General features: G+C 53.1%; 7 protein-coding genes and 1 pseudogene. 5 read left to right on the top strand and 3 right to left on the bottom strand.

All coding sequences use genetic code 11. The features are described 5' to 3' along the window. Positions 1-102: 102 nt before the first annotated feature. Positions 103-1,917: a glycoside hydrolase family 15 protein gene (locus KQP84_RS15995; protein WP_215847271.1), complete on the bottom strand. Its 1,815-nt coding sequence runs from the start codon at positions 1,915-1,917 to the stop codon at positions 103-105. 116 nt (positions 1,918-2,033) lie between these two features. Here KQP84_RS15995 and KQP84_RS15990 point away from each other — a divergent pair, with 116 nt between their 5' ends. Then, positions 2,034-2,807, top strand: a complete 774-nt coding sequence (locus KQP84_RS15990) for an SDR family oxidoreductase (RefSeq protein ID WP_215847270.1) — start codon at positions 2,034-2,036, stop codon at positions 2,805-2,807. Here the strand turns inward: KQP84_RS15990 and KQP84_RS15985 are convergent. Beyond that, complete coding sequence (locus tag KQP84_RS15985; protein ID WP_215847269.1) at positions 2,801-3,385, bottom strand: DedA family protein; 585 nt, start codon at positions 3,383-3,385, stop codon at positions 2,801-2,803. The two genes, KQP84_RS15990 and KQP84_RS15985, sit on opposite strands and share 7 nt — an antisense overlap. 212 nt (positions 3,386-3,597) lie before the next feature. On the opposite strand from KQP84_RS15985, the gene KQP84_RS15980 reads away from it, so the two are divergent. The 3 genes and pseudogenes from KQP84_RS15980 (at position 3,598) to KQP84_RS15970 (ending at position 7,887) form a co-directional block, all read left to right on the top strand. Then, complete coding sequence (locus KQP84_RS15980; RefSeq protein WP_215847268.1) at positions 3,598-4,185, top strand: Yip1 family protein; 588 nt, start codon at positions 3,598-3,600, stop codon at positions 4,183-4,185. 177 nt (positions 4,186-4,362) lie between these two features. Further along, a pseudogene (gene pbpG, locus KQP84_RS15975) lies at positions 4,363-5,309 on the top strand (D-alanyl-D-alanine endopeptidase). Between the two features lie 136 nt (positions 5,310-5,445). Next, the gene (locus KQP84_RS15970) at positions 5,446-7,887 is read left to right on the top strand and encodes a DUF3772 domain-containing protein (RefSeq protein WP_215847267.1); all 2,442 of its coding nucleotides are present in this window, start codon (positions 5,446-5,448) and stop codon (positions 7,885-7,887) included. Between the two features lie 70 nt (positions 7,888-7,957). Here KQP84_RS15970 and dld read toward each other — a convergent pair whose 3' ends face one another. Continuing rightward, positions 7,958-9,661 carry a D-lactate dehydrogenase gene (gene dld / locus KQP84_RS15965; protein ID WP_215847266.1) on the bottom strand — a complete coding sequence of 568 codons (1,704 nt, stop codon included), beginning with the start codon at positions 9,659-9,661 and terminating at the stop codon, positions 7,958-7,960. 154 nt (positions 9,662-9,815) lie between these two features. On the opposite strand from dld, the gene bglX reads away from it, so the two are divergent. Then, positions 9,816-12,113: a beta-glucosidase BglX gene (bglX, locus tag KQP84_RS15960; RefSeq protein WP_215848316.1), complete on the top strand. Its 2,298-nt coding sequence runs from the start codon at positions 9,816-9,818 to the stop codon at positions 12,111-12,113. The last annotated feature ends 155 nt before the right edge of the window (positions 12,114-12,268 follow it).

The following is a 12,268-nucleotide window of genomic DNA, read 5'->3' as shown; positions in this document are numbered from 1 at the left end:
TCAAGTTGTGAATCGGGATTTTAACCGTCTTACTACTCTTTACGTAACTTACCGTGTTATCCAGACGATTTTTTCCGCCATTTTAGACGAAACAGGCCTGTTTTAGGGCTGCCACAACGTGATTTCACCGCTGAGTTTCCGATTCAAGAAAAAAGCGGCACTGATCAACGCCAGATGCGTCAGTGCCTGTGGAAAATTGCCCAACGCGTGTCCACGGCTATCGAACTCTTCCGCATACAGCCCAAGCGGGCTGGCATAGCTGAGCAGCTTTTCAAATTCAAAATGGGCTTCCTGAATACGGCCGGCGCGCGCCAGACATTCCACATACCAGAACGAACACGCACCAAATGATCCTTCGCCACCTTTCAATCCATCAGCCGGGGTTTGGTGAATATTGTAGCGACGAACCATGCCATCGCTGACCAGCTGTGATTTGATCGCGTCCAGCGTCGCCAGCCAGTCTGGATCGGTGGCGCCGACAAAGCGCACCAGCGGCATCAACAGCATAGAAGCATCAAGATATTCGCCGTTGCGGGTTGAGACAAAATGACCGCGCTCGCTGTTAAAGAAGTTTTGCCAGATATCTTCGCGGATCTCGCGGCGTACCCGATCCCAACGTTCATAAGGCATGGGTAGCGAGCGCTTCATACCCAGACGCAGCGCACGATCCATCGCGACCCAGCACATTAGCCGTGAATGCAGGAAATGCTCCGGCTCGCCGCGCATCTCCCAAATCCCCGCATCGGGTTGATTCCAGTTATCGCACAGGCGATCAATCATCTGCGAAACGTGACGCCAGCCGCGCTGAGAAATGGCTTCGCCATATTTGTTGGCGAGATAAACGGCGTCCATTAATTCACCATAAATATCCAGCTGGGTTTGTTGCCAGGCATCATTACCGATGCGCACCGGGCGTGAGTCGCCATAGCCAGAAAGATTGAGTAGCTCCATTTCATGCAGTTCGGTGCCGCTGTCGAGTCGATACATCACCTGCAAGCGCATTTCATCGTGATGGCTATTCTCCACACATCGACCCACCCATCGGGTGAAATGCTTGGCTTCATCCACATAGCCGAGACGCATCAGGGCATACATGCTGAAAGACGCATCACGGATCCAGGACGCGCGATAATCCCAGTTGCGCTCGCCGCCTAACTCTTCCGGCAGGCCAAACGTGGCAGCAGCAGCGATCGAGCCGTGTTGATATGAGGTGAGTAATTTCAATGCCAGCGCCGAGCGCTGCACCATTTCCTGCCAGCGGCCATGATAATTACTTTTGTTGCTCCAGCGGCACCAGAATTCCAGTGTTTCCTGAAAGCAGTGTTCGGTTTTGATCGCTTCGATATGTGAATCGTTGACGCTACCAAATTCAAATTCGGCATGCTCGCCCGCCTTGAGCGTAAAACTGGCGGTGGCGGCGTGCGCTTCCAGCGTCATGACGACCGTTGCCGCCAGGCGCAGAGAAGGCTGGCCTTCGGCATGAAAATCAATGCAGCCGCGCTGGGCTTCGGCATGGGTTTGTGCGCGAGCGTAATCATGGCGCGGCGAACAGCGCATCGTAAAGTGCGCACTGCCACGCACCATTTTTAGCCGCCGAATGATACGCGGTAATTTGTCGCGATCGTCGCAAATCGGCATGTAATCGGTAATTTCCGCCACGCCGTCGTCACCTAACCAGCGCGTTTGCAGAATATTGGTATCAGGAAGATAAAGCTGCTGACGGCGGGCATCTGGCCAGTCGGGTGCAAGAGAAAACAGGCCGCTGTCATCGCCATCAAGTAAAGCTGTAAAAACCGAAGGGCTGTCGAGTTCTGGCCAGCAGAGATAGTCAATGGTGCCGTCATTAGCGACCAGTGCGCAGGTGCGCAAATCGCCAATAACGCCGTGATCCTCAATTTTGCGTTTTACGGTGCTCATCCCTTTCTCCCGGTCGTGGTCAACTTTAACTATAGACAAGAGACACAGCGCGGTCTCGCTTGGGCACAGAAGGATAAGTTCTATACTTCTGGGACATACACGTGAAGGAGGCAACAATGACGGCACAACACACCAAAGTCGCAATCATTACCGCATCAGATTCTGGCATCGGCAGCCGCTGCGCTGAAATGCTGGCGGAACAGGGATTTGATATTGGTATTACCTGGCGCTCAGATGACAAGGGCGCGCACGAAACCGCACAGCGCGTCCGTGATAAAGGCCAACGTGCAGAAGTTATTCACCTCGATCTCTCTGATCCGCAAAAGGGAGGTGAATCATTGCAACAGTTGATCGATAAGTTTGGCCGTATTGATGTGCTGGTCAACAATGCTGGCGTGAATATCAAAGCCGATTTTCTTGATGTGAAATTTGAAGACTGGCGCAAAGTCTTTAGCGTGAACGTTGAAGGTGCATTCGTTTGTAGCCAGATTGCCGCACGTAAGATGGTGGAGCAGGGTGATGGTGGCCGTATCGTCAATATTAGCTCAGTTCACGAACACACGCCGCTGCCAGGTTCGGTGGCTTATACCTCATCAAAACATGCCATTGGCGGCTTGACCAAGTCCATGGCGCTGAGTCTGTTGCCGCATAATATTTTGGTGAATGCCGTTGCGCCTGGCGCGATTGCCACGCCGATGAACGAGATGAGCGATGCCGATGCGCATCAGATAAAAATGCCGGAAATTCCAGCAGGCCGACCCGGCGATACCCATGAAATTGCCAGTCTGGTGGCGTGGTTATGCTCAGAATGGGCAACCTACACCACCGGGCAGTCATTTATTGTGGATGGCGGATTCATGCTAGCGAATCCGCAGTTTAAAGGTTACTGATCGGCATCGGCACGTTTGGTGTGCCATCGGCGGATCACCCAGCGCAGCAGCAGGGCAAATACAATCGCACCGACCAGCCAAAGCAGGTGCTTTAAGTGCTGGTCGAGTTTGTGTAGCCAAGGCGCAATAATGCCGCCCGCAAAATAGCCCAGTGTGACAAAGATCAGTGCCCAGATGGCTGCGCCCACTATGTTAAGGAGAAAGAACTTCATCGGATTAAGGCGGCTGGCACCGATAATAATCGGGCCGATTAAGCGAAAGCCATACATAAAGCGCACACCAATCACAAACAGGCTGGGGCGACGTTTAATCAAACGGTTCGCTTTAACAATTTTGTCCTGATGCTTTTTGATGCGGCGCAAAATTTGCGTACCGTAGCGTCGTCCCAGCCAATAAAGCAATTGATCGCCGACGATACCGCCCGCCATCGCAGCCAGCACCACGCCGCCAAAATGCAGTAAGCCCTCATGTGCCGACACGCCACCGAGTAATGTAAATGTTTCCCCTTCAGCAATGCAGCCAATGAAAAGTGCCAAATAACCGTATTGGGTAATTAATCCGTTGATATCAAAATGCAAAACAGACCTCCCTGTTATGAGAATTAGACTTTCAGTCTATACGCTAACGGCGTTTCCTTCCGCCCAGCAAAGGGCCTCTACTGCTTTTAGCGATGAATTATTGAGCAAGTACCACAGAAATTGCTGTGACGCTTATACTTGAGAAGAAGCTGCCCTTAGGACAAGTCTGAAGTTGAGAGGAGGGCGGCCCATCGCATCAGAGGAGTGACTGTATGAATCATGTCTGGGGCCTTCTGGCGCATCCTAATCAGGAAATGCGCGATATTAAACAAGAGAACGAAAGCGTTTCGCACCATTACACCCACCATGTTCTGTTAATGGCTGCAATTCCGGTAATTTGCGCTTTTATCGGCACGACACAGTTGGGTTGGAATCTGGGCGAAGGGCAATATATTCAACTTAACCTGCTGACCGGGATTGGACTCGGCATTGTATTTTATTTGATTATTCTCGGTGGCGTGGCCGTTATGGGTCGGGTCATTCACTGGATGGCGCGTAATTACCCGCAGCGTCCCAGCACGCAACGCTGTACGGTGTTTGCCGGTTATGTCGCTACACCGCTGTTTCTGAGTGGGCTGGTGGCGCTTTATCCGCTGGTGTGGCTGTGTGTCTTGGCGGGTGCGCTGGCCTTGGTCTACACCGGTTATCTGCTCTATGTCGGTATTCCGTTGTTCCTGAATATCGATCGTGAAGAGAGCCTGCGTTTCTCGGGATCAACCCTGGCGATTGGTGTGCTGGTATTTGAAGTGTTACTGGCGATGACTGTTGTTTTATGGGGTTATGGACCTCGACTGTTTTAATCCTGCGACTGCCGCCGCTCTGGCGGCAGTTTTATTTTTAACGCTCGGAAACACTCTCACCAGGAAAATTCTCAAGCTTCAGAGTATGATGCTGCTGCCAGCCCGCGCTCTGACAGGTTTGAAGCGGGCGGCCTGTGTTTGACACAGCGCACAATCTCAACCGGGTTTTTTCTTACGATGCCTGCAAAAATTCGTTTTTCTCTACTGTCGCTGGCGCTGCTCTTTTCCGGGCAGGTGCTTTCTCTTCCAGCGCAGGCGGCGACGTCGCTGTCGCAACTGGCACCGATTGCTCAGCCGCAAATCGCGTCTGGCAGTGCAATGATTGTTGATCTCAATACAAATAAAGTCCTGTTTTCCAGTCATCCCGATCGCGTGCGATCCATTGCATCCATCACGAAGTTGATGACGGCAATGGTGGTGCTGGATGCCCATTTACCGATGAACGAAATGCTGACGGTGGATGTGAGCCAGACGCCAGAAATGCGTGGCGTCTTTTCTCGCGTTAAACTCAACAGCCAAATTAGTCGCCGCAACATGCTGCTGTTGGCATTGATGTCTTCAGAGAACCGCGCGGCGGCCAGCCTCGCGCATGCTTATCCGGGCGGTTACAACGCCTTTATCCGCGCCATGAATGCCAAAGCGCGAGCGCTTGGCATGACCCACACGCGCTACGTTGAGCCCACAGGTTTATCGGTTCGCAACGTCTCCAGCGCAGAAGATTTGATCAAGCTGCTAAAAGCCACGCGTGAATATCCACTACTGGGCCAGCTCAGCACCACTAAAGAAGAGACGGCGGTGTTTGCTCATCCGAGTTATGCGCTGCCTTTCCGCAATACTAATCATCTGGTTTACAAACAGGGTTGGCACATTCAGTTAACCAAAACCGGTTACACCGATGAGGCGGGGCATTGTCTGGTGATGCGCACCATGATCAACAATCGTCCAGTGGCGCTGGTGGTTTTGGATGCATTTGGCAAATACACCCATTTTGCTGATGCAAATCGCCTTCGCGACTGGCTTGAAACCGGCAAAGCTGCGCCAGTCCCGGCTGCTGCACTGGCCTATAAAAACAAAAAGCGGGTCAGGTGGCCAGTAACGCTGCCAGCAGTTCCGAAGTTGAGTAAAAATAAGCGGTGCTCACCTCGGTGAGCACCCTCAGAATTAACCTGCATTCCTATAGTCTCAACTCTCGCAAAGCCCTACACTACGCGCGACTGGCGAGGGAAGATCGCCTGATTACTGTGCTGGAATCCCATTCTCATGTTTAAGTTAAAATCCTTTTTTGCGCTGTTAATGCTGGCTCTGGTGGCTTTTGCGCCTGCGCTTAGCCTGGCAGCGGACGATGCGGTTAGCGCCGCTCAGGAACAAGACGAGCAACCCAAGGTTAACGCTGCGGTTGAATTGCCGAAAATGCAAAAAATCCTCGACAAGATCAAAGGTCAGGTGTCGGGGGAAACCAGTGAAAGCAAACTCAATCAGCTGAATGAGATGGCGCTTGAACTGTCGGGCAGCGCCGATACGCTGGGTCAGGCGTTGTTGCCGGATCGTCAGCAACTTGACGCGCAACTGGCGGTGCTGGGTCCGGCTCCCAAGCCAGACAGCGGCATGAAAGAGACCGCAGAAGTGGTGCGCAAACGTAGCGCCCTCGAAAGCCAGAAAGCCAAGATGGATGCGCAGATCAAGCAAGCCGAAGGCATTAAAAACGGCGCGCTGATGCTGTCATCGCAAATCGTTAATCTGCGTCGTGATCAATTGAAAAGCCAGCTGGCGCTGAACTCCGGCAGTATTTTTGGGCCACGTTTTTGGGCACCGGTGTTTAATAGTCAGGATCTTGATGGCGAAAAAATCAACGACTTCCTCAGCGAATTGCAAGATACCGCTGCCATGTCGTGGGAATCGGGTTGGCGCTTTGGCACCATCGCCTGGCTGGTTGCGGCGATGCTGGTGATGACGTTAGGACGTCGTTATAGCGAAGAGTTTCTCGCCTGGGTTAGCATTCACAAAATGCCGGAAGGGCGATTGCGTCGCAGCTTCCTCGCCGCGACCATTGCACTCACCACGCTGGCTGCGGTGGTGCTGACCTTCAACTTTATCGCATTAGCGTTGACCCGCCGCGATGAAGTCTCAACGGATGTGCAGGATTTTGTTGATCGATTAGTACAGCTCAGCGTGTTTTGTGGGTTGATTGCGGGCTTAGGCCGCGCTTTTTTGTCCACGCGCCGTCCAAGCTGGCGCTTACCGGCGCTTTCCAACGAAGTGGCGCTGGCGCTGAAGCCGTTCCCGCCGATTACAGCGGTGCTGGTGTTTATATTCCAGACGGTAGAAGCCTTTAACTACAGTGTTGGCACCAGCCTGAACACAACCATTTTTGCCAATGGCTTAACCGCGCTGCTGATTGGCAGCACTGCGCTGGCGATCAGCGTGCGCACCAATCGCGTTCGTCGTCGCATGGCGCTGGCGGGCACGCCGCCAGAAGCCCGCTCTACCGTGGTAGGTTTGATACAAATGGCGTTGACGCTGACAGCGGTGGCGATTCTGCTGTCGCTGATCATCGGCTACGTCACGCTGGCCCGCTACTTGAGTTATGAGGTGATCTGGTGCGGCATCTTGTTTGGCTCGTTTTACTTCCTCAGTCATCTGGTCAATGACGGGTGCGAAAGTCTGTTCTCAACCAATAACTCATCTGGTAAACGCATTCAAAGTTCGCTGAATATCGATGAGCGCCACCTACAGCAGGCGGCAACGGTGTTGGCGGCAATCGGCAAAACATTTCTGATTCTGTTTGTCGCGTTGGCCTTGCTGAATGGTACGTTCGCCTCGTCAACGCCGATTGAGCTGCTGCAAAAAGCTATCGAATTCTGGGGTGGTAAGGGACTGGAATCGCTGAATATTGTGCCAGCGCACATGGTAAATGCGATTATCTGTCTTATTGTGGGTATTTATGTGCTGCGTTCGGTGCGCCGTTGGCTGGATAACGATTTCCTGCCAAAAACCACCATGGACGTGGGCATGCGCGTTTCACTGGTGACCCTGTTCAGCAATATAGGCTACGTACTGATTATCCTGCTGACGCTGTCGATCATGGGCTTACAGTGGAATAAGCTGGCATGGATCGTCAGCGCCTTGTCGGTCGGTATCGGTTTTGGCTTGCAGGAAATAGTGAAAAACTTTATCTCGGGCCTGATCCTGCTGACTGAACGTCCGGTAAAAGTGGGCGATCTGGTGAGCATAAGCGGAATCGAAGGGGATATTCGTCGCATTAACGTGCGCGCCACCGAGATTCAGCTCAGCGATAAATCCACGGTGATTGTGCCGAACTCGCAGCTCATTTCGCAAAACGTACGCAACGCAACGATGGGCAATGCACAAGGTGTGGTCACTATTTTGCTGACCTTCCCATTAGATATCGATCCTGTGCAGGTGCGTGAAATTTTGCTGGAAGTGTATAACGAAAACGAACGTATTCTGGAAACACCGGAACCGTCGGTCTCGTTCAAGGATCTGACTCCGCAGGGCATTGTACTGAGCGTAACCGGAAACGTAGCAGGGCAACGACAGATTTCAGGTGCCAAAAGCGATCTGCTGTTCGACATCCTGACGCGACTGCGCAAAGAGGGCATTATGCTGTCCGCGCCGCAGACGATGATTATTGAGCGTCGTCATCAAGCAGCGGTTGCCGCTGCTGAAGAGCAAATGCCGTAAAGACAAAAAGGCCTCCGCATGTGCGGGGCCTTTTGCTTTAAACCGCCCTCAGCATTTCTCCTCGCGCAGATTAAATCTGTTTCACCGCCCAGCCTTTCTGTTTGCTGGTTTTGCCGATGCCCGGATTAAACGTGTTGGTGGGATCGAGTTGGCGATAAAACGACGCCAGCTGCGGTTTGGCCTGATAAAGATGACCGACATTGTGCTCTGCCGGATACTCCGCCCCACGCGCTTGCAATATCGCCAGCATTTTCTCTTTTAATGCGTGCGCATCTACCCCTTTTTTCACGATGTAATCCTGATGAAAAACGTGGCAAAAGAAGTGCCCGTAATAAAGGCTGTGGCTCAGTGACTGGGTGATCTCTGCGGGCAGCGTTTCAAACCAGTCACGATCGTTGCGGCGCAGTGCAATATCCAGCGCCAAAATCTCTTCGACTTCGTCAGCATGGACTGCGTGATAGCGCACCGCGGCTCCCGCTGCGGCAAAGCGATGTAGAAAGGCATGTGCGCCCTCTTTGCCTTCACATTCGAAGAATTCACCACCGCCTTCGCGGAAATAATCTTTTAGATATTCGCGCGCTTCCTGCACGCCGTCGCCAGACATTTTCAGCATGAGATGATGCGCATATTTATCGCGATACTGCTTCATGCGCTTGGGTAAATGCGCGGGAAACAGGCGGCTCAGACGCTGCAGCAGGCGATCGCTGAAGTGCGGTTTAACAAAAGAGAGTTTTGTCAGCCAGGCATCCACGCGGCCTTTTAATGTGAAAAACAGCGGCATTTTGTCGGTGCCGAGTTTGTCGATCATTAAAAAGGTGTCTTTGCCGTAAACTTCAGCGATGTCGTAGATGTCACGGTGCATATATTCACCCGCTACCGGCAGGTTTTTAAAGTGCGCGAGCATGTGACGACGAATGTCGCTCAATACCGAGACATCATTGGTGCCGATGTAAAACACCTGCTGCTGCGGTTCGGTGGGAAAAGTATCAAGTCGCACGGCAAATACTGCCAGCTTGCCTGCACAACCCGAGGCTTCAAACAGCCGACGCGCGTCAGCGTTAAAGCGTGCCGGTGTATCGGCATCAACCTCACGAACTCGCTCAGCGTATTCATTATCTGATGCATGACGACCATCATGCTGAACATCGTTGGTCTGCCAGCGATCGTCATCGAGACGTCCTAAAATCTCTTCCGGCGAGGCGCCAAGATCGATGCCCAGATGGTTCACCAGCTTCAACTTGCCTTGTGCATCTCTCTGTGCAAACAGCGCCATTTCGCTGTATGCCGGGCCGCGTTTGATCAGCGAACCGCCGGAGTTATTACAGATTCCGCCCAATACGGATGCGCCAATGCAGGATGAACCGATGACTGAATGCGGCTCACGCCCCAGCGGTTTCAGCACTTTTTCCAGTTGATACAGCGTGCTGCCCGGAAACGCTAAGATCTGTTTTCCCTCCTCAATGAGCTGTAGCTTATCAAGCCGCAGCGTACTGATAATCACTACCGGACGATCGTAATCATTGCCTTGTGGGGTTGAACCTTCGGTCAAGCCGGTGTTGGCCGCTTGCATCAAGATGATCGCGTCGGCGTTCACCAGCGTTTGCAGCACTCGCCACAGCTCCAACAGCGTGCCGGGAAAGACCACCGCCAGCGCATCACCTTCGCCTGAGCGAAAGCCTTTACGGTAGCGTGCCGTCTTTGCTGCTTCAGTAAGCAGGTGAGAAGAGCCGACCAAACGGCGTAAATCTGCGAGTAGGGCGGAGGTGTTAATCATGGGCAATTCCCTTGTCTTATTCATGCGTCCTTACTGTAGCACGTCAACCGTGCAGGACCAGTGTGACAGCAGCGGCTACCTGCTATCCTCTTCTTGTGGCAAACTGCCGCCAGTTAATTCGATATTGCGCAGTCACTTAAGAGAACCCGACCTGATGAAATGGATTTACTCTGTTAGTCTCGCTGTCTCCCTCGCTATACAACCCGCCTTAGCGGAGGAGCTGATTGGTAATCATCCGATGACGGAGCAGGCACGTGATGCCTTCGTCAACGATCTGCTTAAAAAAATGACGCTGGATGAGAAAATCGGCCAGCTACGTTTGATAAGCGTCGGCCCCGACAATCCGAAAGAAGTCATCCGCGAGATGATTCAAAAAAACCAGGTTGGCGCCATTTTCAATACGGTTACGCGCCAGGATATTCGCGCGATGCAGGATCAGGCGATGCAGCTCAGCCGCCTGAAAATTCCGTTGTTCTTCGCGTATGACGTGGTTCACGGTCAGCGCACCATTTTCCCCATTCCGCTGGGTTTAGCGGCCAGTTGGGATCTGGATGCAGTTGGCGATGTCGGACGCATTTCTGCCTATGAAGCCGCAGATGATGGTTTGAATATGACCTGGGCACCCATGGTTGATGTCAGCCGCGAACCGCGCTGGGGTCGCGTCTCGGAAGGCTTTGGCGAAGATACCTGGCTGACCTCTGAAATGGGTCGCAGCATGGTGCAATCGATGCAAGGTAAAAACGCGGCAGATCGTTACTCCATCATGACCAGCGTGAAGCACTTCGCACTGTATGGCGCAGTAGAAGGCGGACGTGATTACAACACCGTTGATATGAGTCCGCAGCGTATGTTCCAGGACTACCTGCCGCCTTATAAGGCTTCGCTAGATGCCGGCAGCGGTGGCGTGATGGTCTCGCTGAATTCCATCAATGGCGTACCGGCAACCGCTGATGGCTGGTTGCTGAAAGATCTGCTGCGCGGCGAATGGAAGTTCAAAGGCATTACCATCAGCGACCATGGCGCGATCAAAGAGCTGATCAAGCACGGTGTCGCCAGCGATCCGCAGGATGCAGTGCGCATTGCGCTGAAAGCGGGCGTCGACATGAGTATGAGCGACGAGTACTACAGCAAATATCTGCCGGGTTTGGTGAAAAGTGGCGCGGTCAGCATGGCGGAAATCGATGATGCTGCGCGTCATGTGTTGAACGTTAAATATGATATGGGGCTGTTTAACGATCCTTACAGCCATCTCGGTCCGAAAGAAAGCGATCCTCAGGACACCAACGCTGAAAGCCGTCTGCACCGTGCGGAAGCTCGCGATGTGGCGCGTAAGAGTATGGTGTTGTTGAAAAACCGCCTGGAAACCTTGCCGCTGAAGAAATCGGGCACGATTGCGCTGGTGGGGCCGCTCGCAGACAGCCAACGTGACATCATGGGCAGCTGGTCAGCCGCGGGCGTCGCGAAGCAATCCATTTCGCTGCTGCAAGGCATGCGCAATGCAACAGCGGGCAAAGCGACGCTGCTGTATGCCAAGGGTGCCAACATTTCTGACAATAAAGGCATTCAGGATTTCCTCAATCTCTACGAACCTGCAGTAACGGTCGATAAGCGCTCGCCGCAGGCGTTGATTGACGAAGCTGTCGAGAAAGCCAAACAGGCCGATGTGATTGTCGCAGCGGTAGGTGAAGCGCAGGGCATGGCGCATGAAGCGTCCAGCCGCAGCGATTTGGTGATTCCGCAAAGCCAACAGAACTTGCTGGCCGCGCTGAAAGCAACCGGTAAACCGCTGGTGATTGTCCTGATGAATGGTCGTCCGCTAACGGTAGTCAACGAAGATCACATGGCCGACGCGATGCTGGAAACGTGGTTTAGCGGCACTGAAGGCGGCAACGCAATCGCTGATGTGCTGTTCGGGGACTACAATCCTTCCGGTAAACTGCCCGCTTCGTTCCCGCGTTCGGTTGGACAGATACCCATTTACTACAATCACTTGCCAACGGGGCGTCCTTACAATCCGGAGAAGCCTAACAAGTACACTTCGCATTATTATGATGCGGTCAACGGCCCGCTGTACCCGTTTGGTTATGGCCTGAGTTACACCACCTTTACGGTGTCGCCGGTCAAGATGTCTTCGCGCACCATGCCGCGCAACGGCACCATCGACGCCAGCGTGACGGTGACCAACAGTGGCAAACGTGACGGCGCAACCGTGGTGCAGCTTTATCTGAATGATCCCGTGGCGACAATGAGTCGTCCGGTGCAGGAGTTGCGCGGATTTAAGCGCATCATGCTGAAAGCGGGTGAATCGCAGACGGTGACGTTTAAGATTGACGTTGATGCACTGAAGTTCTGGAATCAGCAGATGCAGCATGTCGCTGAGCCAGGTAAATTCAATGTGATGATCGGGTTGGATTCTGTACGAACCCAGGATGCGCAGTTCGATTATTTGTAAGTCTGTTTCGTTTGTGCTGGCCGATCTTGGATTGTGCTGGCTGTCCTCCATCCCAGCCTTCCCCGCTTGCGTAGGAAGGAGACGCTGCCACATGCAGGTAAAGCACTGATACAGGGCAGTGTCTTCCTTCCCCATTTATGGGGAGGGCTGAGGTG

It is taken from the genome of Candidatus Pantoea bituminis (assembly GCF_018842675.1).
GTDB classification, from domain to species: domain Bacteria; phylum Pseudomonadota; class Gammaproteobacteria; order Enterobacterales; family Enterobacteriaceae; genus Pantoea; species Pantoea phytostimulans.
The sequence above is the reverse complement of the archived record's forward strand: the minus strand, read 5'-3'. Positions and strand labels throughout refer to the sequence as shown.